21 protein-coding genes and 1 pseudogene are annotated in these 23740 nt (G+C 65.2%); 19 read left to right on the top strand and 3 right to left on the bottom strand.

The features are described from left to right. The first annotated feature begins 707 nt into the window (after positions 1–707). Entirely contained in the window at positions 708–2255 is a 1548-nt protein-coding gene (locus tag HPY67_09530) for a hypothetical protein (protein ID NPV04959.1), read from the top strand. Between the two features lie 86 nt (positions 2256–2341). Here HPY67_09530 and HPY67_09525 read toward each other — a convergent pair whose 3' ends face one another. After that, positions 2342–2884, bottom strand: a complete 543-nt coding sequence (locus tag HPY67_09525; GenBank protein NPV04958.1) for a hypothetical protein — start codon at positions 2882–2884, stop codon at positions 2342–2344. A gap of 312 nt (positions 2885–3196) precedes the next feature. Here HPY67_09525 and HPY67_09520 point away from each other — a divergent pair, with 312 nt between their 5' ends. The 9 genes from HPY67_09520 to HPY67_09480 all read left to right on the top strand — a co-directional run bounded on the left by HPY67_09520 (position 3197) and on the right by HPY67_09480 (position 13862). Next, entirely contained in the window at positions 3197–3391 is a 195-nt protein-coding gene (locus HPY67_09520) for an ArsR family transcriptional regulator (protein NPV04957.1), read from the top strand. Positions 3392–3528: 137 nt separating this feature from the next. Beyond that, positions 3529–4521, top strand: a complete 993-nt coding sequence (locus tag HPY67_09515) for a methyltransferase domain-containing protein (protein ID NPV04956.1) — start codon at positions 3529–3531, stop codon at positions 4519–4521. 42 nt (positions 4522–4563) lie between these two features. Beyond that, entirely contained in the window at positions 4564–6027 is a 1464-nt protein-coding gene (locus HPY67_09510) for a phosphoenolpyruvate carboxylase (protein NPV04955.1), read from the top strand. A 258-nt stretch (positions 6028–6285) separates the two neighbouring features. Next, positions 6286–6828 (top strand): hypothetical protein, encoded by a 543-nt coding sequence (locus HPY67_09505; GenBank protein NPV04954.1) that lies wholly within the window; start codon positions 6286–6288, stop codon positions 6826–6828. A 10-nt stretch (positions 6829–6838) separates the two neighbouring features. Next, entirely contained in the window at positions 6839–7195 is a 357-nt protein-coding gene (locus HPY67_09500; protein ID NPV04953.1) for a DUF488 domain-containing protein, read from the top strand. 26 nt (positions 7196–7221) lie between these two features. After that, complete coding sequence (locus HPY67_09495; protein NPV04952.1) at positions 7222–7803, top strand: DUF4126 domain-containing protein; 582 nt, start codon at positions 7222–7224, stop codon at positions 7801–7803. A gap of 34 nt (positions 7804–7837) precedes the next feature. Beyond that, positions 7838–8746, top strand: a complete 909-nt coding sequence (locus HPY67_09490; GenBank protein NPV04951.1) for a diguanylate cyclase — start codon at positions 7838–7840, stop codon at positions 8744–8746. A gap of 535 nt (positions 8747–9281) precedes the next feature. Continuing rightward, positions 9282–11375 (top strand): acetate--CoA ligase family protein, encoded by a 2094-nt coding sequence (locus HPY67_09485; protein NPV04950.1) that lies wholly within the window; start codon positions 9282–9284, stop codon positions 11373–11375. Positions 11376–11918: 543 nt separating this feature from the next. Then, positions 11919–13862 (top strand): hypothetical protein, encoded by a 1944-nt coding sequence (locus tag HPY67_09480; GenBank protein ID NPV04949.1) that lies wholly within the window; start codon positions 11919–11921, stop codon positions 13860–13862. A 97-nt stretch (positions 13863–13959) separates the two neighbouring features. Here HPY67_09480 and HPY67_09475 read toward each other — a convergent pair whose 3' ends face one another. After that, on the bottom strand, positions 13960–14487 hold the full coding sequence (locus tag HPY67_09475) for a hypothetical protein (GenBank protein NPV04948.1): 528 nt from the start codon (positions 14485–14487) through the stop codon (positions 13960–13962). 318 nt (positions 14488–14805) lie between these two features. Between HPY67_09475 and HPY67_09470 the strand changes: the two genes are divergently transcribed. After that, positions 14806–15834 (top strand): alpha/beta hydrolase, encoded by a 1029-nt coding sequence (locus HPY67_09470; protein ID NPV04947.1) that lies wholly within the window; start codon positions 14806–14808, stop codon positions 15832–15834. 63 nt (positions 15835–15897) lie between these two features. Here the strand turns inward: HPY67_09470 and HPY67_09465 are convergent, their stop codons facing one another. Next, positions 15898–16248 carry a cupin domain-containing protein gene (locus HPY67_09465; protein ID NPV04946.1) on the bottom strand — a complete coding sequence of 117 codons (351 nt, stop codon included), beginning with the start codon at positions 16246–16248 and terminating at the stop codon, positions 15898–15900. A 52-nt stretch (positions 16249–16300) separates the two neighbouring features. Between HPY67_09465 and HPY67_09460 the strand changes: the two genes are divergently transcribed. From HPY67_09460 to HPY67_09425, 8 genes and pseudogenes are all read left to right on the top strand, one after another. Further along, a complete protein-coding gene (locus HPY67_09460) occupies positions 16301–17245 on the top strand; it encodes a polyhydroxybutyrate depolymerase (GenBank protein ID NPV04945.1) in 945 nt (314 codons plus the stop codon). A gap of 61 nt (positions 17246–17306) precedes the next feature. Continuing rightward, positions 17307–18554, top strand: coding sequence for an MFS transporter (locus tag HPY67_09455; GenBank protein NPV04944.1), 1248 nt, complete (start codon positions 17307–17309; stop codon positions 18552–18554). Between the two features lie 56 nt (positions 18555–18610). Continuing rightward, the gene (locus HPY67_09450) at positions 18611–19102 is read left to right on the top strand and encodes a hypothetical protein (GenBank protein NPV04943.1); all 492 of its coding nucleotides are present in this window, start codon (positions 18611–18613) and stop codon (positions 19100–19102) included. A 20-nt stretch (positions 19103–19122) separates the two neighbouring features. Beyond that, positions 19123–19326: pseudogene (locus tag HPY67_09445) on the top strand (hypothetical protein). An 80-nt stretch (positions 19327–19406) separates the two neighbouring features. Beyond that, on the top strand, positions 19407–20096 hold the full coding sequence (locus tag HPY67_09440; GenBank protein ID NPV04942.1) for an anaerobic ribonucleoside-triphosphate reductase activating protein: 690 nt from the start codon (positions 19407–19409) through the stop codon (positions 20094–20096). 77 nt (positions 20097–20173) lie between these two features. After that, positions 20174–21475, top strand: a complete 1302-nt coding sequence (locus HPY67_09435; protein NPV04941.1) for a hypothetical protein — start codon at positions 20174–20176, stop codon at positions 21473–21475. Positions 21476–21609: 134 nt separating this feature from the next. Continuing rightward, complete coding sequence (locus tag HPY67_09430) at positions 21610–22305, top strand: lipid-binding SYLF domain-containing protein (GenBank protein NPV04940.1); 696 nt, start codon at positions 21610–21612, stop codon at positions 22303–22305. 80 nt (positions 22306–22385) lie between these two features. After that, positions 22386–23687 carry an MFS transporter gene (locus tag HPY67_09425; protein NPV04939.1) on the top strand — a complete coding sequence of 434 codons (1302 nt, stop codon included), beginning with the start codon at positions 22386–22388 and terminating at the stop codon, positions 23685–23687. Positions 23688–23740 lie beyond the last annotated feature (53 nt).

Raw genomic sequence — 23740 nt, 5'->3', positions numbered from 1 at the left:
TTTTCTGCCCTTTGCGGGTCTCGGGTGCATATCGGCCCGCCGACCGGAAGCCGGCGGGGCGAGGTGCGGAAAATCCCGCGAAGCGGAGCAAAAAGGATTTGATTTCGTATCTCTTTTTTGCTATCAGAACAGGGAATCGAAGAGATCCCCCGGTTCCGCGGTCACGTCACGAGACGGCGGCACAGCTGCAAGCGCGGATCGTGGAAGGGTTTTTTCGACCTTCCCAATACGGATGACAGAGAGACGGCAGGCTCCCCGGAGAGTCCGGATCGGCCGGGAGCCCTGCCGGTCCCGGAATACACGCTGCTTGCCCTGAATCAGGGGCTTCCGGGGTTCATAAAGCCCTGATCCGCAGGCATCCCGGCCCTGCAGACAGGCGGCTCGAGGGGAGAGGCCCTCTGTTTTTCTCGCCTTCATGACGTACGTCAAACCCGGGATTTCCCGGGGTTCGACTGAAGCATAGTATCTTTCCTCGCACCTCGCAATCAGGCGTCACACGTTTCCTGCGCCGGAACGTCAGGGGTTCCGCGCCGGGGATGACGGGCACACGAACACGATTGTGGGAGACACAATTCGCAGAAATTCAATCAAGAAAGGGGGGGATCCTGCCGGCATCTTATCGTTTTCATTCATGACTCCGTATTCATCGATGACAGAGAACGAAGGGCTTCATGAGATCACTATTCTAAAAGGAGGAACATCGAAATATGCCCCAGCAGAAGATCGCCAACAAGGAACAAATCTGGATGCCGACTCCGACGCAGCAGAAGCTCCGCAACAAGATGATCACCCCCAAGCAGTGGGCCGACATGGTCAAGCCCGGCGACTGGATCAACCGCGGCGGTCCCGGCTCGGACACGACGGTGCTGATGGAGGCCCTGGCTGCCCGTCTCGGCCCCGGCCCCGGTGACCTGAATAACATCGAGATCTGGAACCAGGCCATCATGATCGGCAACGGCTTCTGCGCCGCCGCCGACATGGAGGGCAAGTACCACGTCCTCCACGAGGCCTTCATCCTGCCCACAACCCGCGGCCTCATGACCAAGGGCTACAAGGCCGTGGACTGGAAGCACTGGGGGTGGGCCATCGGCATGGACGCCGAGTACGCCCGGTTCTACCGGAAAGAGAAGTCGAAACGCGCCATGGACTGGGGCATCCAGGCCTGCGCGGTTCCCCAGGCGGGTTACGTCAACGCCAGCTACGGCGTCAACAACTTCATGATCACCGCCAAGTCCTGCAAGAAGTTCGTCTGCGAGATCCGCTCGGACTATGCCTGGTGCGAGGCGGGGCGGTCCATGTACCTGCCCATCGACGAGGTGGACTACTTCGTCGAGGTGGACGTGGACGACCCGAAGTACCAGTGGCCCTACATCGCCGAGAAGGACATCAAGCCCGACGCCGTCCAGACGGCCATCGCGAATAACTGCCTCTCCGTCATGCGCGACGGCGACTGCATCCAGGTCGGCATCGGCGCCCTGCCCACGGCCGTGGTCATCGCGCTGGCCAAGTCGGACCTCAGGCACATCGGCGTCCACAGCGAGATGATCGGCGAGTACGCCTTCACCCTCGCCGAGGCGGGCGTCGTGGACAACTCCCGCAAGACGATCGACAAGGGCCGCTGCGGCTGGGCCTACATCATGCCCGTCGACACGCCGCGCTACTACGAGTGGTTGCACCGCAACCCCTTCTTCGCGGGCTACGACATCGGCTACACCAACAACATCGTGACGCTCGCGGCGCTCGACAACATGGTGACCGTGAACAACTTCGCCCAGATGGACATTCGCGGTCAGGACTGCGCGGGCAACGTCGGCGGACGGCCCATCTCCTCCACGGGCGGCCAGTTCCAGTTCCACATCGGCGCCTCCCTGGCCCGGGGCGGACGCGCCATCCTGGCGGCCACGTCCCGCGACGCCAAGGGCCGTTCGCGCTTCGTCCCCATGCTGGACCAGGGCAGCGTCGTGACCGTGCCCGACCAGCTCGTGACCTACGTCTGCACCGAGTACGGCATCGTCAACATCATGGGCTGCACGGATGCCGAAAAGGCGAGGAAGATCATCTCCATCGCCCACCCGGACGACCGGGAGGCCCTGGAGAAGGCGGCCGTGGACAAGCTGGGCATCAAGCTGAACCACTGGATGTGGAAGAGCTGCCCGGACCGCCGCTTCCCGACGACTCAGGAGCTGAAGGACCACCGCTACGGCTACATGGACCTCGAGGTCTACCCGAAGCCGATCGCGAAGGTCACGGACTGAGCCTCCATCGTCGCATCGAAACGAAAAGGCAGGGTGCCCGGCACCCTGCCTTCTTTTTTTCCCAGCGTCTCTTCGGGGGCCGCCGGTCATTCCGAGTGGCGGAAGCTGAAGGGGAAATCGTACCGCAGCCCCAGCCGGACGAACACGTCGAGCGAGCCGAAGGCCCGCAGGATGTTCCCGCACTTGCCGGGGTCGAGCCGCGTGAACCCGCTGAACTCCCGGTCCAGATAACCGAGCATCTGCTCGACGATCGGGACCTCCCCCACGTGCGGCCTGCCCACAAAGCAGAGGAGCTCATGGGGCCCCTCCGTATGGGGGCCCCAGATGCACTCCGCCAGCGCGGGGTTGCGGTCCGTCATCAGAACGGTCGAGGCGGAGATGATGGCGCGGCCGCGATACCCCAGCACGAGGTCATCCCGGGACATGAGGGTCCAGGTCGAAAGGTTGCCCTGCGCATTGCGAATCCCCCAGAGGTGGCATTGCCCGTCCGGGTAAAGACGCCTCAGCGCCTCTTTCCGTCCCTCCTCCGGGATGAAGGGCAGCACGGTCTCGAGGGCGCACCCGCGTTCCGGGTCCCCGGCGAAAGCGGCCGCCCCGTCGTCTACTGCACAGATGAACACGCTGGCCATGACGTCTTCCCAAGATGCATGATTGAAGATGCATGAACGAAGATGCGCGAATGCCCCGTTTTCTCCCTTTCGGCGTTCCGGCCGTCCGCCTCCGGCAGGGGCCGCCGCCGCACCCGCGCGAGCGCGCGCAAGGGTGACGGGCCCATCATTACCAGAGATCGGGACGAAACGCCATCCCCCTCCGCCCGGCCCGGGCCGCAACTCGCCCCTTGCATTTCCCCACGCTTTTGCAGGATATTGATGACGCTGACACCGGATTTCAAGTATGCCGGCAACCGGCCGGACAGACGCCGGGAAAAGGAGGCAACCGTCATGCCCGCCGTCCGCATCACGCCCCAGGAGGCTTACGAGAAGGTGAAGGCAGGCCAGGCCCTGCTCGTCTGCGGCTACGAGGAGGAAGAGAAGTTCAAGGCCAACCGCCTCGAGATGGCCCTTTCCTTTGCCGAGTTCCAGAAGATGCTCCCCACGCTTCCCAAGGACAGGGAGATCGTCTTCTACTGCGCCTGAACGAAGGAGCACACGGCCGCCGGTCAGGCGGTCAAGTACAACAAGATGGGATATCCCAACGCCAAGGCCCTGCTCGACGGCGTGGAGGGCTGGAAGAGGGCCGGCTACAAGATTCTGTAACAACGAATGAGACCGACATGGGCTACGACACCCCTGAAGCCGTCCTGAAGCTGGCGCGGCAGTTCATGGAGAGCCGGATCCTGCTGACCGCCGCGGAGCTGAACCTCTTCACCCCGCTGGCCGGGAGGTCCTCAACGGCCGAGCAGCTTTCCAGGGAGCTCCGCTGCGACCCCCGCGCGCTGGGGATCCTGCTCGATGCCTTGGCAGCCATGGGCCTGCTCGAGAAGCAGGACGGCGCCTACCGCACGCCGCGCCCGGCCGCCCCGTATCTCGCCGCTGCGGGCCCCCGGTCCGTGATCCCCATGATCCTCCACGCGGCCAATCTCTGGGAGAGCTGGTCCCGGCTCACGTCCATCGTCAGGGGGACGGATCCGTCGGGAACCCCTGCGTCCAAGGCGAGGGATGCCGACGAGCTTTCCGCGTTCATCGGCGCCATGCACGTCGTGGGCATGCCCCTGGCGGAAACGATCGTGGCGGCGGTCCAGCCGGGCACGGCGAGGAACCTGCTCGACGTGGGCGGAGCCTCGGGGACGTACACCATCGCTTTTCTCCGTGCGGCCCCGGACATGAGGGCCACGCTCTTCGACAGGCCCGCGGTCATCCCCATGGCCCGCGAGCGCCTGGCCGAAACGGGGCTGCTCAACCGCGTCCGCCTCGCGGCGGGGGATTTCTGCGAGGACGAGCTGCCCGGCGGGCACGACCTTGCCTTCCTGTCGGCCATCATCCACCAGAACAGCCCCGCAGAGAACGTGGAGCTTCTCCGCAAGGTGTTCCGTTCCCTCGTCCCCGGGGGCCGGATCGTCATCCGCGATCACGTCATGGACCCGGACCGCACGCGGCCCCGCGACGGGGCGATCTTCGCCGTCAACATGCTCGTGAACACCGAGGGCGGCTCGACGTACACCTTCGAGGAAATCCGGCAATGGCTCGAGGCGGCGGGTTTCGCGCATGTCCGTCTCCTCAGGGCCGGGGAACGCATGGATGCGCTGGTCGACGCCTTCAAGCCCTGACGGGACGGGCGGATGGGGGACAATCGTCCAAGAGGTCACTGCATGCGGATACCGAGGGTGATGTCCACCCAGCATCCCGACAATGTCCTGCTGCCGTTCTTCGCGAAGACGCCGGACATGTCGGGTGACGACGAGGTGCAGGAGGCGTACTACTGCTTCTCCCATCTCGGCTGCGACGAGCAGATGTGGGACTGCGAAGGCAAGGAGGTGGACGACTTCGTCGTCCGGAAACTCCTGACCGACTACGGTCATTACTTCCGGAACACCGTCCTGGGGCGTGACCAGTTCCTGACTCTCCGCATCCCCAACCCGGACGTCGAGCGCGAGGAGGCCAAGGTGCTGATCGAGGCCCTGGAGAGCATCCCGCGGCAGTTCGACGCGGCGCGCGCCTTCTACGGGGAGGACGTCGCCCCGATCTTCGAGGTCATCCTGCCCATGACCTCCTCCGCCGCCAGCCTGAACCGGATCTATCACTACTACAGGGATTTCGTGATCGGGAAACAGAAGCGCCCCTTTTTCCCCGGCGACATCACCATCGCCGAATGGATCGGCGCCTTCAAGCCGGAGCGGATCAACGTGATCCCCCTGTTCGAGGACCTCGAGCACATGATCGGGGCCGACGGCATCGTCCGGGAATACCTGAAGGGCAAGGACCTCCGGCATCTGCGGGTGTTTCTCGCCCGGTCCGACCCGGCGATGAACTACGGCATGGTCAGCGCGGTGCTCTGCAACAAGATCGCCCTGAACCGGCTCCGGGCGCTCTCGGACGAGACCGGCGTCGAGATTCACCCGATTCTCGGCGCGGGCTCTCCGCCCTTCAGGGGCCACCTGACGCCCGACAACGTGGACGGCGTTCTGGCCGAATACGCCGGTGTCCGGACGTTCACCGTCCAGTCCGCCTTCAAGTACGATCACCCGGCCCCGGCCGTGATGGGCGCCGTGCAGAGGCTCCGCGAGGCCCCCGTGAGCCGGCCGCCCGCCGTCGACGAGGGCCGGTGCCTGGAGATCATCGACCGGCTGTCCCGGGAATACCGCCGCCGGATCGAATCGCTGGCCCCGCTCATCAACCGGGTGGCGGCTCTCGTCCCCCGGCGCAGGACGCGCAAGCTCCACGTGGGCCTCTTCGGCTACGCGAGGCAGACGGGAAAGACGAAGCTCCCGAGGGCCATCGGGTTCTGCGCGGCCTGCTACTCCCTCGGCCTGCCCCCGGAGATCATCGGGCTGAGTGCCCTGGGCAGCGACGACGCCGCCTTCCTGAAAAGCGTCTACGTGAACTTCGACCGCGACATCAAAGCGGCCATGCGGTATTTCAACCGGCGGGTTCTCGGTCTTCTGCCCGAAGACGCGGGGACCGGGCTGATCCCTGACTGGGTCGATGAGGGCCCGGCGGACCCCGAGCACGAGGCCGTCACCTCCATGGCCATCGAGGCGCTGAAGGACGACGCCCCGGAGAGATTGCGGTGGCTGATCCTGGAGGCGGCCCACGTGAGGCGTTTCCTGGGGTGAGGGAACACGACCGGCAAAGGACTGCCGCGACCCGGCAACCGTGCCAAGGGGAACAGAATGAAGCCGTTCACCGCAATCGCAATCGGAATCTTTTGACTGATCAGCCTTCTGCACGTCGTCAGGCTGATGACAGGGCTCGAGCTGACCGTCGGCGGGTGGGTCGTCCCGCTCTGGGTGAGCGTTCCCGGCGCCGTCGTGACGGGCGGACTGGCCTTCATGCTCTGGAAAGAGATGCGCTGAGACCCGAGGAGAACCCCCATGACACCCATGCGACGGATTTTCATGATCGCCCTTACCGCCTCGCTCCTTTTGCTCTCCGCCACACCGGCATGGCCAACGGCGCAGATTCCCGAGAAGATCCTCTACGAGGGCGAGCCGGGCTCCCTGCACACGAACCCCCTGGAGAGCTATTTCACGAAGGACACCCCTCGTCCCGAGTTCGCCGCACCGCACACGGCCTGCTGGCGGGGCTACATCGGCACCTGGGAGATCCGGGATGGCTACCTGTATCTGACCGACCTCAAGGCCTGGATGAGAGACAGCGAAGGCAAGGCCGCACCCGTCGGGCCCGAAGCCGTGTTCCCCGGCTGGAAGTTTCCCCTGAAGGCCGAGTGGTTCACAGGCACCCTGCGCATCCCCCGGGGCAAGCCGATCAAATACGTCCACATGGGGTACCAGACCGTCTACGAAGAGGAGGTGCACCTGCGGATCGAGGCGGGACGAGTGGTGGACAGGCAGACCATCGACAACCGGCAGAGGGTTCAGGTCCCCCCTGCCGCGCCGGTCACCCGGGACCCGTGAGGGCATCGCAATGAAAGCCAAGATCGCAATCAAGCGCGTCTACGACGCGCCGGCTGCATCCGACGGCAGGCGGATCCTCGTCGATCGGCTCTGGCCCAGGGGCCTCACGAAGGACAAGGCGAAAATCGACCACTGGGCGAAGGACGTCTCACCCTCCAACGAACTGCGGAAATGGTACGGCCACGACCCCGCGAAGTGGGACGAGTTCACGAAGCGATACTTCGCCGAGCTGGACGGCAACGCGTCGGCCGTCGAGGCGCTGATCGGGGCCATGGGGAAAGGCCCCGTGACTTTCGTGTACGGCTCCACGGAACGGGTCGTCAACAACGCCGAAGCCCTCAGACTGTACCTGCAGAAAAAGGCGTAACACATTACAGGACAAGGGAAATTCTTGTGAAAAGATCTCTTCTTGCCTTCGCGCTCTGCGCGGCCCTCCTGGTGCACGCTGCCGGCCTCGCATCTTGCTCGCGGACAGCGGACCCGCCGCCGGGCGCTCCCCCTTCAGGAACGGGGCCCGCCGTCCAGAACGGCGCGGCGAAGCAGCCGGTCCCGCAGCTCAAGCTCTACCTGCTGAGCGCCGTGTCCGCCCTTTCCCCCGGCATCGCCCTGCTGAAGGTCGCCTACGACTTCAAGGACGACAGGACCCTCAACGGCGGCAACAACTGGCTGGGCACCTATCTCTGGGTCTTCTGGATCATCGCCTTCATCGGCTTCACGCTGGACAAGATCCCCGGGGTCGCGCACATCCACCACTTCTTCGAGTACGGCGTCATCTGGTTTCTCGCCTTCATCGCGTCCACGTTCCTGAACGCCGATTTCGCGACGCTCTACGGGATCCTCACCGGTTCCGCCGCCCAGGCCCTGCGGCAGGGCCTTCGCGGGAGCGTCGACGCGGGCAGCGGCGGTGCGACCACCCCGCTGCTGAGCACGATCGAGGACATCGTGACCTACATCGCGGTCAGCTGGCTGCTGTGATATCGGGAGGGGGAAGACCCGGGAGGAGGCGACGTTGAGCGACAAGCACTGGCAGTTCTACACGGCCGCCACGTCGGTGCTCGCCATCCTCGTCTCCGTGTATTGCCTCTCGGAGGACATCACGGGCATCTTCGTCCATCTCTACTACATCCCCATTCTCATCGCATCCTACCAGTACCGGGAACGGGGACTGCTGCTGTCGCTGTTCCTCGTGATGGTCTACCTGCTTCTCGTGTTCTTCCATTTCCCCGGCGACGCGCGGGTCCTGATCGAGAGCCTGATCCGGGGCTTCGCGCTGATGGCCGTCGCCGCGATCATCGCGGTGCTCTCGAGCCGCATCCGGACCCACGTCGACGCCTTGCAGCGGGAGATCGAAGGGCACAAGAGAACCGAGGAGGCGCTCAAGCAGAGCGAGTCGCGCTACATGGAGCTGAGCATCACCGACGACCTCACGGGCCTCTACAACCAGCGGCACTTCTACAGCCTCCTGCAGGCCGAGATCGAGCGGACCGAGCGCTACGGCCGGCCCCTGTCGCTGCTGCTCCTCGACATCGACGATTTCAAGCACTTCAACGACACCTACGGCCACATGGAGGGCGACCGCGTCCTCGAGCGCATCGGGGCGACCATCCAGCGATGCATCCGGCGCACGGACTGGGCCTTCCGGTACGGCGGCGAGGAGTTCACCGTCTTCATGCCGGAAACCGAGGGGCAGCAGGCGGAGGTCGTGGCGGAGAGAATCCGGGCGGAATTCGCAGCCGAGCGCTTCCGTCCCGTGCCCGGCCGCGAGGAGGCCAAGACGGTGAGCATCGGGGTCGCCGAATACCGGCCCGGAGAGGGCATGAAGGACTTCATCAACCGGGCCGACCGCCTCATGTACGAGGCCAAGAGAAGGGGCAAAAACCAGGTCTGCTCCTCGATCGGGCCCCCGGCATCACGATGAACCGATTCGAAAAATCCTGATCCGCAGACGGCAAAGAGGCCTTCCGAAACGGACCCGTCCACAACGGACGCGTTTCCTCAACCCACTTATATCCCTGCACTATTTCCTCCCATGCCCCGGGGACGGCACGGTCCGCCATGCCCCGCGGCGAAGGCAGGGCTGCTGCGCGACGTTCCAAGTGTCCGCAATCATGGATTTTTTTGAATACCGGTCGCTCGGCACCCCTTGTGCGTAAGGCACCGGGCAGGCCGTCGCGCGACGCGGCGCCTAAAGCCGTTAAAAGCTCGAAGCAGGAGGTCCATCGCCATGAGGAACATGCGTAGGAGGCTCAGGCTCTTTGTCCTGTGCCACGAATATCTCTGCGCCGTCATCCTGTCGGTCATCGGCGCATTTCTGACCACATGGGTCGCGGGATAGATAAACGGACGGGGCCGGACGAGCTGCGAAGTCCTTTTTTTTCTTGAATGAAGCAGTCCATGAATGGATACTGCACCTGCGGCACGAATCCCACATCCGCCGTTCAGGAGGGCGCCCGATGCACAAATTCATGGACCCCGCATCCGTTGCACTGATCGGAACCCCCCGCAGGACAGGGGCCGGAGCCTTCAACAACGCCGAGATGATGCTCCGCTACGGCTTCAAGGGCCGCATCTATCCGGTAAACCCGGCAGGCGGCGAGATCCTCGGCATGAAGGTCTATCCCGCCGTCGCCGATATCCCTGAGACAGTCGATCTGGCCGTTATCTCCGTGGGGCGCGACCGTGTCCCGGCGGCCTTCGAGGACTGCGTCCGCGCCGGCATCCGTCGCGTGCTCATCATCAGCCAGGGATTCGCCGACTCGGATGAGCGAGGACGCCTGCTCCAGGAAGCGATCGCGCGCCGCGCGCGCGAGACCGGCGTCAGGGTCTTGGGCCCCAACACGCTGGGGGTCGTCAACAACTACAGGCATTTCAACACGGCCTTCGTCGAGATCCCCTTCCCCGAAAGATTCCTCCCCGTCTCCCTCATCGCCCAGACCGGATTCATTCAGGTGGCCTCGAGAAACCTCGCGTGGCGCGACATCGGGAAGGCCATCGACGTGGGGAATTCCTGCGATATCGACATCGTGGAGGCCCTCGACTATCTTGCCGACGATCCGGACACGCAGGTCATCGTCATCCACATGGAGGGCCTGAAGCGCGGCCGCGCCTTCCTCGAATCGGCGGACCGGGCCGGCCGCAAGAAGCCCGTCATTGCGCTCAAAACGGGGCGCAGCACGGCGGGGGCGCGCGCGGCCCTGTCCCACTCGGGGTCGCTCGTGGGCGAAGACCAGGTCTACGACGCGGCCTTCCGGCGGGCGGGAGTGCTCCGAGTCCGCAGCAGCGCGGAAATGCGCGACGCCATACACGCTCTTGCCGTACTCGGAGACATGCAGGGCCCGCGGGTGGGGGTCGTCACCGTGACCGGTGCGGGGGGCATCATGGCCGCCGACGCCTGCGAAGAACAGGGGCTCACCCTCGGGGAGATTCCCGCAGGGCTCCGGGACCAGCTGCTCCAGGGCCTACCCGATTGGATCCACGTCTCCAACCCCATCGACATCTGGCCCATCGGGATGCTCGGCAACCGGTACGAGACGGCGTGGCGCCTCTCGCTGACGGAATGTCTCCGCTCGCCCGGCATTGACGGCGTGCTGGCCGTCTTCTTCGTGACGGGATCCGCGCTTCACGGAGATCTGAACCTCGAGCAGGCCTTCGAGGAGGCCAGGAAGGCATCGGGGAATCGAAAGCCCCTTGCCGCGTGGCCCTACATGGAAAGCGAGTATGCCGTCGAGCGCTTCGAGCGGATTCCGGGGGTGGCCTGCTTCGACTCGATCGAGCAGGCCGTGCAGGGACTCGCCTGGTGCCGTCGGTTCCACCAGGCGAAGAACCGCCCCAGCCCCTCCCCCCGCTCCTTCGCCGTCGACGAGGCGAAGGCGGCGGAACTGGCCGCAAAGGGGAAAAAGGAAGGCGTGCTCCTCGGGCAGGACGCCCTGGAGATTCTCGGCTGCTACGGCATCCCCGCCGTGCGCGGTGCCGAGGCCAAGAGCCTGGCCGCGCTGCTCGCTGCTGCGAGGGGCCTGAATCCGCCCTTCGTCCTGAAGCTCGCGGGACGGGCCTTCCTGCACAAGAGCGAATGGGGCGGGATCGTGACGGGGATCAAAACCCTCGGCGCGCTGAAGGCAGCCCGCAAGCGGATCGCGGGGAACGTGCGCGCAAAGGACCCGGCCCTGCCGATCGAATCTTTTCAGCTCCAGGAACAGGCCGCCGGCACGGAGATCCTCCTGGGACTCAAGCGCGACCCGGTCTTCGGCCACGTGCTGGCCTGCGGCCAGGGCGGCATCTACACCGAGGTCTTCCGCGACGTGAGCCGCGAACTCGTCCCGGTCGACGGGCCCGCGGCGCGGGCGATGCTCGAATCGCTGAAGATCTGGCCCCTGCTCAAAGGCGTGCGGGGCGAGCAGGGTGCGGACGTGGAGGCCCTCGTCGAGACGATCGAGAGGCTCTCGTATTTCGCTGCGCAAAACCCCGGGGTGGCCGAGCTCGACATCAACCCCCTGATAGCCGGAGAGAACGGCTGCCTCGCCGTCGATGCGCGAATTCTCTGGGAATAGATCAAGGACGGCCTAAGATTTCACAGGATGGCCAGGAGAATTTTCAGCCTTTTTTCTCCCTGATGTAAAATAATTTTACAGAATTGCGAATCCTTTCAACTATTTGAAAATAAAACATCTTTTTCATTTCACCCCGTCGCCTCTCTACCCTGCTGTCGAATCCCTTTACAAAAAGGAAATCCGCAAAAAACCACATCTGAACAATCGATAATGATTACGACTTCTTACAGGAGCGGTACACTTTGTGCTGATGCATAAGCGATCTTCCTCCTGTAAGCCGCGAAATTTCATTGCCTACTGCGACCTTACACACAGTTTCGAGCCTGATCCTCCCATCCGCGCGAGCACAGGACGAATCGGTTTCTAGGCGAAAAGCGGCAGGGGAAAAGATGTGCGTTCATTTGGGAAAGGCATGATCGGCCGCAAGGCTTTCGGACGTTTCATGCCGGACACGTCGAGCCCGTCATCTCGGGCCAATCACCTCATGTACCGCTATCGTGCCATCATCCATCACGCAGATCTTCACGCCGCAGGAGGTGCATCATGAAAAAGAGAATCGCGACGGGTATACTTGGTGGTCTTTTCCTTTTTCTGTGGGTCGCAACGGCAAGCGCCTTCGTGAGAATCGCCGAGGGGGGATTCGGTGATTCGGCAAACAGCTATTCCTGGAGCGTGCTGCCGTTCAACGGCGATCTCTACGTGGGGACCAACCGGCACCATCTCCACAGCATGATGGAAGCCTTGTCCCGCATGACAGGCTCCCCCATCGACCCTTCCATGCTGCCAGCCGATCTGTTGCCCGACCCGCCACCGTCTACCACATGGTTCTCCAGAGGGTGGGCCGAGGCCTTTCAAGGTGAGATCTGGCGGTACAACAAGCAGAATCAATGGGAGAGGGTTCACCGATCGGGCGTCTACCAGACACAGGACGGGAGATGGGTGCCGTTTGCCTACGGATACCGGGCGCTGGCCGAGTTCAAGGGCTACCTGTACGCCTGCGGGATCGGGACATGGATGCCGCCTGTGCCGTACAACACCATCCTGCGATCGGCAAGCGGGGCTCCGGGAACATGGGAAGACGTGAGCAGGAACCTCAGGCAGACCACCAACATCCGGGCCATCGCGGAATGGAACGGGAAGCTCTACGTGGCGGTGTCAGTCGGCGCTGATCCGCGCACAGGACAGGGAGGAGAGGCTGTCGTCTTCGCATCAGAAGACCCGGGAGTCCAGGACTGGACACCGGTGAGCAACCCCGGTTTCGGGGGGAATAACTCGGAAATCTACTACCTCGCGGTCTTCAACAACCATCTCTACGCATCGACGGTGAACCTCGTCACCGGGTTCGAGGTGTGGAAAACGAACGGGACGACCGGCAGCGACGGGAAATACGTATGGACCCGGGTCCTGAAGAACGGATTCGGCGATACGTGGAACCAGTATGGGATGACCATGGCCGCCTTCGGTAATTACTTATACATCGGAACGGCGGTCGGCATCGGCATGGTGATGAAGAACGGCGAGGTGGTGGGCACTCGCCCAATCGAGATCATCCGGATCGACAAGGACGACAATGCCGAGCTGATCGTGGGGTCCCGCATCGCCTACGATCCCATCGACGGCGGTCCCAGCCTGCGCGTCCCGCTGAGCGGGTGGGGCGCAGGGTTCGGCAACCCGTTCAACGTCTATGCCTGGAACATGAACGTGTTCAAGAACTGCCTGTACGTGGGTACACTCGACCTCGGTGTCTTTGCCATAGGGATGCTCGAGCAGAATCCAGATATCCTTCGCTTTTTCATGTCACTCTACGATCCGAAGGACCTATCGCTCCCCGCGGAAATCGCGGATGCCATCGTCAACAACCGCCTCACGCCGGAGGTGCTGGCGCTGATGAAAAAGCTTTTCGGGGGCGGAGACCTGTGGAAGAGCTGCGACGGTCTGAACTGGATGCCCGTCACCCTGAACGGCTTCGGCAATTACCATAATTACGGGATCCGGGAGGTTATCCCTGTAAGAAAAGACGGGAGGGACAAAGCTTTGGCCGTCGGAACGGCAAATCCGTTCACGGGGCGGCCGGGCGGAGGATGCGAGGTATGGCTGGGCGGTTCCGACGGCGAGTCCGGCTGGGCCGCAGGCACTCGCTATGTCAGCAAAGGAAACTGGGCCACCTATACCCCCTATGCAGCGGGCAGCACGGTCAAGCTGTTCGCAGGACAGACCATCGAGGCGGGAAGTGTCACCTTCTCCGTCCCTGATTCCGACAACAAAGTGACAATCACCATCACCCTGAAGCCCGGGTGGTTCTTCGATAACGTTCCCGAAAACGTGAAGATCCAAGATTACGCGACCACGCCTCCCTCTCGCAATCCGAGCCCGGGACAGTTCGCGTGGAAGGGATATGCAAGCCTCTGCTCCTTCTCGATGAAGGTGCCCGCGAACAAATTCTATGGCGTGCACGTGGACCTCTGGCGCGCTGACCTGTCACACTAGGCCGCCCTCCCGGCTCGATCGCGCAAAATGCAACGGGGCGCGTTTCCGAAAGGTGACGCGCCCCGCTTCGTCTGCCGGAAGAGAATGCGGTGGCGGTTCAGCGGATGTGGATGAGGTTGTTCTTCTTGGGGGGCTCGACGACGATGCCGACGCGCAGCTTGCGGTTGTCGCCGGTGACGTAGTACCAGCGCTTCTCCAGCTCCGCCTTCGTCAGGTACCCGTAGCTGCCGAAGGGCAGCCCCGAGTCCATGAAGATGACCCGGTCGTCGTCGTGACCGATGGCCAGCACGTAGTGGCCGTAGTTGGTGAGTCCCTCGTAGCGGTCTTCCTTCTTGCTGCGGCTGTAGGCCTGGATGATGAGAATGACGGGGATCTCGGAGTCGATGAAATTGACCAGCGAGTCGACGGTCATGTCGTAGGTCATCCAGGCGCGGAACCCCTTGCTGTTGAGAAAGCGGACGATGTCGGGCTCCTCCGTCCCGGTCTCCTTGCTGACGTTGAGCTCCCGGCACAGGCGGCTGTACTGGTGCTTGATGTTGTGCTTGCGCAGGATGGACGAGACGATGGCAGCCCCGCAGTCATCCCTCGTCCTCTGGGTAACCGTGGGATAGGGGTGCAGGATCATGGGGTTTTCACTCCTTCTGACGCCGTCGGGCCCGGATACGCCGGGGAAGCGTACCGCCCTGATTCGGGCTCTATGATAACGACTTTACAGCCGAAATCCAAGTCCGCCCCGCCAAAAATAATCGTAAATGATTTCAAGCTGTTATACATATGCCGATGCCTGCCGTGCTCCCGGCCTGCCGCGGCCGCCCCCTGTCCGGGAACGCAAAAGGGCCTTGAAAAGTTTGCCCCTTGTGCCGATAGTATCAGCGGTGCGCGGCCTGGGGCAAACGCAGCACCGTGCAGGCGCAATGGACAATGGCAGAGGGGGCAAATGACGGTGAAGGGTCGTCTTATCCTGGTCATCCTGGCGGTCACGGTTCTGCAGGGGCTTTGGCCCGATGCCGAGGCGCAGGCGTTTTTCCGCGCCGACACTTTCCTGGAGAGTGAACCCGGCGTCAGGATTTTCGTCCGCGAGATCAAGGCCTCTTTGAAGGAGGAGCAGGGCTCCCCCGTGCTCCTCGTCCACGGTGGCGGCCCGGGAAGCCTTCCCAACTTTGACCCGACAGTGCCGCAATACTCCCTGGCCGAGGACATCGCCGCTGCGGGCTATTTCGTCTACCTGATGGATGTGCGCGGCTTCGGCAAATCGGCAGGCAAGGCAACCGAGGCGTGCTCCGATGAGGCCGTGAGGGACATCTCGGCTGTCGTGGACTGGATCCTTCGCCGCTGCGGGGACAACCGGGTCGCCCTGATGGGGCTGGGCGCGGGCGGCCACTGGGCCGCGCTCTACACGGTGAAAAACCCCGGCAAGGTGAGCCGCCTCGTCCTGCTCAACACCCTCTACGGGGTCAAGGCGCCCTGGCCGGCCGGCAGGGCCTTCGAGCACCGCGAGAGGCCGGGCACGTTCGATCCCCAGGCGGGGGGGGCGGCCGTCGCCGACGCGGCGAGTCTCACGGCCGACTGGGACCGGGCGATCCCCGACGCGGACAAGACGAAGTGGCGCGACCCCCGCGTGGCGAAGGCCTACGTGACCCTGGCCCTGGCCGATGCCCCCTCCGGCGGGCTTCGCATCCCGGGTGCATTCCGCCGGGAGCACTTCGAGATGGCGCAGGGAAAGAAGTTCTGGGACGCAAGGGACATCCGCGTGCCGACGCTCTATGCCCGGGGCACCCTCGACCACTGGTCGAGGCCCGAGGACCTGCAGGCGCTCCATGCCGAGATCGTCAACGCGCCCTGGAGGCAGTTCATCGTCCTGCACGGCGCCACGCACTTCCTTCTCCTCGACCGGCCCGAGAAGGGGCGCGCCGCCTTCATCCACGAGATGCTTCGGTTCCTTGCAGACCGTCCGGACGGACCTGCGAAGTAGGGGAAAAAAGACCCGGCCCCGTCGGGCGGCCGGGTCTTCAGTGTCCTGTCACGCCGCGCCGCTTCACTCGTATTCCTTCGGGACGGCGCAGATCATGACCATCGGCTCCGTGGCGGAGACGTTCTTGTACTGGTGCTTCTCCTCGGGCAGCACCAGCACGAACTGCCCCTTCTTCACGGGATGCTCCCTCCCCGCCTCGTCCACCACGGCCCCCTCGCCCTCGATTATGTAGTTCATGTGTTCCACGCTGTGGGTGTGGTAGGGCGTGTGTCCCCCCGGCAGGATGGTGAAGACGCGGAAGGAAAAGTTGGGAGCGCCGTCGTGTTTCGAGAGCGGGACCTGTTTCAGGACGTCCTTGGCCCCTTCCATCGTCATCTTGACCTTCTCAATTTGATCGAGACCTGTTATCTTCATGCCGTCCTCCCTCTCGGATGCTGTCGGACGATTATAGGGGATGGCGGCGATTATGCAAAGGGTATTTCACGGACCCGGGCCCCTTGCAGCCCTCTGCGCGGCTGTCCTGCTCGCGCTTGGGGCGCATCCGGGCTGCGCCGCCGGCGCGAAGGGGAAAGACACCCTGCACTCCCTGCGCCACGACGGCAGGGCGAGGACCTACCTCGTCCACCTGCCGCCCGCCTACGACGGGGTGAGGAACCTGCCCGCGGTGCTCGTTTTTCACGGCGGGGGCGGCCACGGCGAGCAGATGGCGAAGATGACGGGGTTCAGCGGGAAGGCGGACCGCGAGGGGTTCATCGCCGTCTACCCCAACGGCTCGGGCCGCTGGCAGAACCGCTTTCTCACCTGGAACGCGGGCAACTGCTGCGCCTACGCCTACGAGAACCGCATCGACGACGTCGGGTTTGTCCGCTCCCTCATCGGCCGGCTGAAGCAGGATTTCGCCGTCGACCCCCGTCGCGTCTACGTCACGGGGATCTCCAACGGCGGCATGATGAGCTACCGGCTGGCCTGCGAACTTGCGGACCTCGTCGCCGCGGCCGGCCCCGTGGTCGGCGCCCAGAACATCGAGTGCCGCCCGTCGCGGCCCGTCTCCCTGATCGCCCTGCACGGGACGGCGGACCTGCACGTCCGCTACACCGGGGGGCCACCGCTGCGCATGGCCGACATCCGCAACCCGCGCGTCGACCGCCCCGTCTCCGAGGCCGTCGCCTTCTGGGTCCGGCACAACGCCTGCCCCGACAGGCCGCAGACGCAGCGGAGGGGAAAGGTCACCATCGAGACCTACGAGGGCTGCGCCGCGGGCACGGCGGTGCGCCTCGTCACCCTCGACGGGGAGGGCCACACCTGGCCCGGCGGGACGAAGTGGGCCTTCTGGGCCGATGAGCCCTCCCGCGAGATCTCCGCCACCGATGCGATCTGGGAGTTCTTCGCCGCCCACCCGAGGCGGGACTGACCGCGCGGGACGCCGGGAAAGCCCTTGTGTTCCGGGACCGGCGGGAGTATCCTTCCCAACCATGTTCCCGGCACTCTTCTACGGGTGGCGGATCGTCGCCGCCTGCTTCCTGATCAGCATCTACGTCGGCTGCTTCGGGTTTTTCGGCTTCACCGCCATGATCGACCCGATCGTCCGCGAGTTCGGCTGGAGCTACACGGAGGTCTCCTTCGCGTCGAGCCTGCGGGGGCTCGAGATGGGCATCCTCGCCCCGATCGTCGGCGTGCTCGTGGACCGCTTCGGCCCGCGGCGTCTCATCCTCGCCGGGGTCGTCACGATCGGCGCGGGCTTCATGCTCCTGAGCCTCACGCAGAGCCTCTGGACGTTTTACGCCGCCTTCATCCTGCTGGCCTTCGGCGCCGGCGGCTGCACGAGCGTCGTGACGCTGGCCGTCGTGGCCCGGTGGTTCCGCCGCAATCTCGGCAAGGCGATGGGCATCACCGTCTCGGGGTTCGGCGCCAGCGGCCTGCTGGTGCCCGCCATGGTCTGGCTCATCGACAGCTACGGGTGGCGCTCGGCCATGATCCTGCAGGGCGCGGGCATGTGGGTCCTGGGAATCCCCCTCGCCCTGGTCATCCGCGACAGGCCCGAGGACATGGGGCTTGCGCCCGACGGCGCCCCCTTGCCGAAGATGCCGGCGGCGGACGCCGAAGGACCGGCCGCGACCCGCGAGGCCGGGGTCCCCTTCCGGAACGCCCTGCGGAGCCGGCCCTTCCTGTGGCTCAACCTCGTCGAGGCCATCCGGTTCACGGTGCTCACGGCCGTCGTCGTCCACGTCATGCCCTACCTCGCGGCACAGGGGATCGCGCGGGAGACGGCGGGCCTCGTGGCGGCGGCCATCCCCCTGTTCAGCATCCCCGGGCGGTTCGGCTTCGGCTGGCTGGGAGACGTGACGGAGAAGCGCTACGTCATGGCGGCGGCGTTCTCCTGCATGGCCGCCGGCCTCGTCGCCTTTCACTTCGCGGCCGCGCTGTGGCCGATCGCCCTGTTCCTGCTGTTCTTCTCGCCCGGCTTCGGCGGCAACATGGTCATGCGCGGGGCCGTCGTCCGGGAGTACTTCGGGGTGCAGAGCTTCGGGAAACTCATGGGCATCACCCTCGGCGCCGCGTCACTCGGGGGCGTCATCGGCCCCACGGCGGCGGGCTGGGTCTACGACACGACGGGCGGCTACGGGTACTTCTGGCTCGCCTGCGCGGGGCTGATTGCCCTGTCGATGCTGCTATCCCTCAAGATCCGCCGGGAGGACGGCCCCCGGTCAATCCGCTATTGACCGGCCCGGCCGTTCCCTGTACATTGGTCACGCAACGTCAGACCGCGGAGGCCGCCATGCGAAGAGCGCTTTGGGTACTCATTTTGTCCGGTTTTGTCCTGCTCGGGGCGGCGTCCCCTGCCCGCGGCGCCGAGGCGGGGCCCGAGACCAACAAGCTCCGGGTCAGCGTGGGGCCCTTTTTCATCCAGGAAGCGGAGAAGAAGATCCCCCTCGAGGGCAATGCGCCGCACGTCATCCGCAAGGGCAAGCGGGTCAACATCACCGTGACCGTGGAGAACTACGGCACCGAGAAGTCGGAGCCCGTGCGACTCCGCTACGTGGAGACGGACGGAAAGGCGGGCGAGCCGAGGCTCTACCGGGTCCAGGCGATCGAGCCCGGGAAGAAATGGCAGCGGACCTTCATGGCCCGATGGGACACCTCGGGACGCAAGTCCGTCACGGGCACCCTCGTGACGCTGGAGGACAAGCCCCTGACCGACGAGAAGGGAAGGCCCCGGCCCGGCGCGTCGCACACGGGCTCCGTAAGCCTGGCCGTGAAACCGATGTGAGGGGCACCGGGAAAATTCCTATGGACACTGCAACCTGGATCGGATCGCTGGGGGTGGCCCTGCTGCTCCTGGCTTTTTTTCTGAGTCTCTTCAAATTCATCGCCCAGGACGGCTTTGCCTGCATCGGCATGAACATCGCCGGCGCGGGCCTCGCGTGCTGGTCGTCGTGGATGATCGCCTTCATGCCCTTCGTCGTCCTCGAGGCCGTCTGGTGTCTGGTGGCGACGGCGGCCCTCGCGAAACGGCTGGGGTCGCCCCGCGCGCGGACATCCGGAGGCAACCCTGAACGGGAGAGACGCTCATCATGAAGATCGGCGGATTCCAGAAAGTGTCCCTCATCGACTACCCCGGCGTCATCAGCGCCGTGGTGTTCACCCAGGGCTGCAATTTCCGCTGTCCCTTCTGCCACAACCCCGAGCTGGTGGACCCGGAGCGTTTTTCGGACCGGATCCCGGAGGCGGAGATCCTGTCGTTCCTCGAAAGGCGGAAGGGCCGCCTCGATGCCGTCGTCATCACGGGCGGCGAGCCGACCCTGCAGGGCGAGCTGATCCCTTTCATCATCCACCTCAAGGCGATGGGCTACCGGATCAAGCTCGACACCAACGGGGCCCTCCCCGACGTCCTCGAGGAGCTGCTCGGCCGGGCGCTCCTGGATTACGTGGCCATGGACATCAAGGCCCCGCTGGAAAAATACGGCGAGGTCACGAGGACCGCCGCCGACACGGAACGGATCCGCAGGAGCATCGGCCTCATCATGGGCTCCGGCATCGACTACGAGTTCCGGACAACGGCCGTCCGGACGCTGCTCGCCCCGGCGGATCTCGAGGCGATCGGGCACCTCATCCCCGGGGCCCGGCGCTTCGTCCTGCAGAAGTTCGTCCCGTCCAAGGCGCTGGACCGGGAGTACCTCGGTGCATCATCGTACAGCGACGCGGAGCTGAGGGCGATTGCCGAGAAGCTGGCCCCCTTCGTGGAGCGGGTGACGCAGCGATGAGTGCGGGCAGCGGGGGGGCAGGGTTCGGGATCCGGGCGGGATTCGACGGAACTGACGGAACGGACCGGATGGACTGAATGACCGGCATGCTCCCCGCCTTCTTCCGCCTCATCGGGAGACTCTTCTTCCGCGAGATCGTCATCGAGGGGCGTGAGCACCTCCCCTCGCAGGGCCCGGCGATCCTCGCCCTGAATCACCCCAACGACCTTCTCGACCCCCTGCTCACGCTCTTCCTCAGCCCCCCTTTGCGGCTGCGCCACATCGCCAAGGCCTCCCTGTTCCGCATCCCCGTGGTCGGCGGGATCCTGCGCCGGATGCGGGCGATCCCCGTGCTCCGCCGCCAGGAGGCCCCGGGACCCGTCGACTACACCCCCTTTTTCGACGCCTGCGTCGACGCGCTGGCCGACGGCGAGACCGTCGTCATCTTTCCCGAGGGGGGCTCCTACGAGCGGGCGTTCCTGGGACCGCTCAAGACGGGCGCGGCCCGGCTGCATTTCCTGGCCCGCGCGAGGGGAATCGAGGCGCCCATCGTCCCGGTCGGGATCAACTACGAGGAGGGGTCGATCTTCCGCTCATCCGTCCTTCTCCTCGCGGCCGAGCCGGTGAGCGGCGGCCGCCAGGCGTCCCTGTACGCGTCGGACCCCGCGGCGGCCGTCCGGGAGCTGACGGCCGAGGTCCAGCGCGTGCTCGGCGAGCACGTCTTCCAGGCGGAGACCTACCAGGACCGCGAGCTGATCGTGCTGCTGGAGCGCATCTACCACGAGTCCGGGACCGGTGAACCCTGGGCAGAGCGCTACCGGCGGCTCGGGGCATTCAAGGAGCGGGTCACCACCCTGCGGCAGTGCTGCCCCGCGGAGATGCGGCGGCTCCGGAGGCAGGTCGCCCGCTATCGCCGGCTGTCGCGCATTGCCGGCACGCGCACGGGCGAGACCCCGTGGACCCCCGGGGAGGATCTCCTGGGGGCCCTCGGGTCCATGGCCGCGTGGGCGGGATGGGCCTTCAACTGGGTCCCCTACCGCATCGTCCGGTGGCTCATCGGGCGCAGGCGGATGCCGCGGACCGACATCGCCACGATGACGATCGCCTGGTCGCTGCTGGTCTTCCCGCTTGCCTACCTGGCTGAGGCGGTCCTCATCGGCGCGGCGCTCGGCTGGCCCGCGGCCCTGCTGTTCGTCGCGGGGATCCTGCCCCTGAGCTGGCTGACGCTTCGCTATTTCGAGTGGCACGAGACCCTCGGCATCCGGCCGCCCCCGCCGCATCCCTTTTTCGGGGGCCGGTGGTCCCGCCACACCGAGAGGCGCCTGCGGCGCCTCCGCGAGCGGATCGTGCGCGAGGTGGACCGGCTATCTGCCGCGGCCAGCGCGTCTCCGTCGCCGTGAGCGGGATCGGGGCGCCCGATAAAATGTTTTTTCAATTCCCGCCGCTTTCGGTATACTGTCCGGCAAGAGAGATCAATGGCCTATCGGCAAACCGGGATACACCCGCCCGTATCCACCGCGAAAAGGAGGGTCCCATGAAACGGTCATTCGTCCTGCTGCTGGCAGCCGCCGCGCTCGCCGTCTTTGTCCCCGTCCCCGCAGCCGCCGCCGCCAGTGACCGGGCCGACGCCCAAGCCGTGGTCACGAAGGCGAACATCACCTTCAACAGCTTCATGTCCGACAAGAACTTCACGGAGATGCGGAAGCTCTCGCGCAGCGCGAAGGGGATCTTCATCGCCCCGCAGGTGCTCAAGGGCGCCTTCGTCGTCGGCGCATCGGGCGGCACCGGGGTGTTCCTCGTGCGCGGCGAGGGCGGCAAGTGGACCTACCCGGCCTTCTACACGATCGGCAGCGTCAGCTTCGGCCTCCAGATCGGCGGCCAGGCCTCGGAGGTCATCCTGCTGGCCATGACCGACCGGGGGGTGACGACCATGCTGCAGAACAGCGTCAAGCTGGGCGCCGACGTGGGCATCGCCGCCGGGCCGTACGGCGCCGGAGCCCAGGCCGCCACGGCGAACATCAGCGCCGACATCCTGGCCTTCTCGCGCTCCAAGGGGCTCTACGGGGGGATTTCCCTCGACGGGGCGATCGTGGACGTCCGCGAGAGTCTCAACAAGGCCTACTACGGCAAGGCCGTCACGCCGGCGGACATCCTCGTGAAGCAGAACGTGTCCAACGCCCACGCCGACGCGCTGCGCGCAAGCGTGGCCAAGATCTCCGGGGGGAAGTGATCCCAGGGGCATGCACGATCCGGCCGAAAAACCCTTCGCGGCCCGCGGGGGGTTTTTTGTGACGCACAGGGGGTCCTGACGTGCAGGAAGACCGCAAAGCCGTTTTCGGGTGGGCCCTTTACGACTGGGCCAACTCGGCCTTCGCCACGACGGTCATGGCCTCCTTTTTCCCCATCTTCTTCAAGGAATACTGGGCCGTGGGGACCGACCCCGTGGTGAGCACGGCGAAGCTGGGGCTCGCCAACTCTGCGGCGGGCATCCTGGTGGCCCTCATGGCCCCCGTCCTTGGGGCAATCGCGGACCGGGGCGCCGCAAAGAAGAGGTTCCTGTTCTTCTTCGCCTCCGTCGGGATCGCGGCGACCTCCTGCCTGTACCTGATCCCGCGGGGCGGCTGGCAGGCGGCGGCAGCCTGCTACGTCTTCGCCATGATGGGCTTTGCCGGCTCCATCGTGTTCTACGACTCCCTGCTGACGACGGTGGCGGCGGAGGCGCGAAGGGATTTCGTCTCTTCGCTGGGGTTTTCCCTGGGCTATCTCGGGGGCGGCCTGCTGTTCGCCCTCAACGTCTGGATGACCCTTTCGCCCGCCGCCTTCGGCCTGCCCGACAGCGGCGGCGCGGTGAAGATCTCCTTCCTCTCCGTCGGGCTCTGGTGGGCGCTGTTTTCCCTGCCCCTGGCGTTTCTCGTCCGGGAGAAGGGCGGCGCGCATTCCCCGTCGCGCCTGGCCGCCGTACGGGAGGGAATCGCGCAGCTGCGCGACACGTTCCGGCGGATCCGGGACCTGAGGACGATCGGCCTGTTCCTCGCGGCCTACTGGCTCTACATCGACGGTGTCGACACGATCATCGTCATGGCCCTCGACTACGGCCTCTCCATCGGGTTCAAGGCCGACGACCTGATCGTCGCGCTGCTGTTGACGCAGTTCATCGGGTTTCCCGCCGCCCTCTTCTTCGGCCGCCTCGGCGAGCGGATCGGGGCGAAGCGGGCCATCCTGATCGGCATCGCCGTCTACCTGCTCATCACCGTCTACGGGGCGTTCATCGATCACCCGCGGGAATTCTTCATCTTGGCCTGCATGATCGGCCTCGTCCAAGGGGGCGTCCAGGCGCTGAGCCGCTCGCTCTACTCCCGGATCATCCCGCCCGGGCAGTCGGCCGAGTTCTTCGGCTTCTACAACATGCTGAGCCGCTTCGCCACCGTCGCCGGGCCCTTCCTCATCGGCGCGACGGGCATCCTGGCGCGGTCCATGGGTTTCGAGGGCGGTTCGGCCTCGCGCATCGGCATCGTCTCGGTGGCGGTCCTGTTTTTGGCTGGGGGCCTGCTGCTGAGCCGTGTCGACGAAGGCAGGGGAAAGGAAGAGGCGCGGCTGATCGCCGGCCGGTGAGGGCCTACTGTTTTTTTCGTAGAAAAAATCACCTCCCCGTCGTATTGCCCTCC

The sequence above is a fragment of the Syntrophaceae bacterium genome, from assembly GCA_013177795.1.
In the GTDB taxonomy this organism is placed as follows: Bacteria; Desulfobacterota; Syntrophia; order Syntrophales; family UBA2192; genus UBA2192.
Note: the sequence above shows the minus strand (reverse complement) of the source record. Positions and strands in the feature narration are given on the sequence as shown.

Bases quoted from the DNA above. Each gene is read 5' to 3' on its own strand.
- HPY67_09530 (NPV04959.1), top strand. From the start codon at position 708: ATGCCCCAGCAGAAGATCGCCAACAAGGAACAAATCTGGATGCCGACT.
- HPY67_09525 (NPV04958.1), bottom strand. From the start codon at position 2,884: ATGGCCAGCGTGTTCATCTGTGCAGTAGACGACGGGGCGGCCGCTTTC.
- HPY67_09520 (NPV04957.1), top strand. From the start codon at position 3,197: ATGCCCGCCGTCCGCATCACGCCCCAGGAGGCTTACGAGAAGGTGAAG.
- HPY67_09515 (NPV04956.1), top strand. From the start codon at position 3,529: ATGGGCTACGACACCCCTGAAGCCGTCCTGAAGCTGGCGCGGCAGTTC.
- HPY67_09510 (NPV04955.1), top strand. From the start codon at position 4,564: ATGCGGATACCGAGGGTGATGTCCACCCAGCATCCCGACAATGTCCTG.
- HPY67_09505 (NPV04954.1), top strand. From the start codon at position 6,286: ATGACACCCATGCGACGGATTTTCATGATCGCCCTTACCGCCTCGCTC.
- HPY67_09500 (NPV04953.1), top strand. From the start codon at position 6,839: ATGAAAGCCAAGATCGCAATCAAGCGCGTCTACGACGCGCCGGCTGCA.
- HPY67_09485 (NPV04950.1), top strand. From the start codon at position 9,282: ATGCACAAATTCATGGACCCCGCATCCGTTGCACTGATCGGAACCCCC.
- HPY67_09480 (NPV04949.1), top strand. From the start codon at position 11,919: ATGAAAAAGAGAATCGCGACGGGTATACTTGGTGGTCTTTTCCTTTTT.
- HPY67_09475 (NPV04948.1), bottom strand. From the start codon at position 14,487: ATGATCCTGCACCCCTATCCCACGGTTACCCAGAGGACGAGGGATGAC.
- HPY67_09465 (NPV04946.1), bottom strand. From the start codon at position 16,248: ATGAAGATAACAGGTCTCGATCAAATTGAGAAGGTCAAGATGACGATG.
- HPY67_09460 (NPV04945.1), top strand. From the start codon at position 16,301: ATGCAAAGGGTATTTCACGGACCCGGGCCCCTTGCAGCCCTCTGCGCG.
- HPY67_09455 (NPV04944.1), top strand. From the start codon at position 17,307: ATGTTCCCGGCACTCTTCTACGGGTGGCGGATCGTCGCCGCCTGCTTC.
- HPY67_09450 (NPV04943.1), top strand. From the start codon at position 18,611: ATGCGAAGAGCGCTTTGGGTACTCATTTTGTCCGGTTTTGTCCTGCTC.
- HPY67_09440 (NPV04942.1), top strand. From the start codon at position 19,407: ATGAAGATCGGCGGATTCCAGAAAGTGTCCCTCATCGACTACCCCGGC.
- HPY67_09435 (NPV04941.1), top strand. From the start codon at position 20,174: ATGACCGGCATGCTCCCCGCCTTCTTCCGCCTCATCGGGAGACTCTTC.
- HPY67_09430 (NPV04940.1), top strand. From the start codon at position 21,610: ATGAAACGGTCATTCGTCCTGCTGCTGGCAGCCGCCGCGCTCGCCGTC.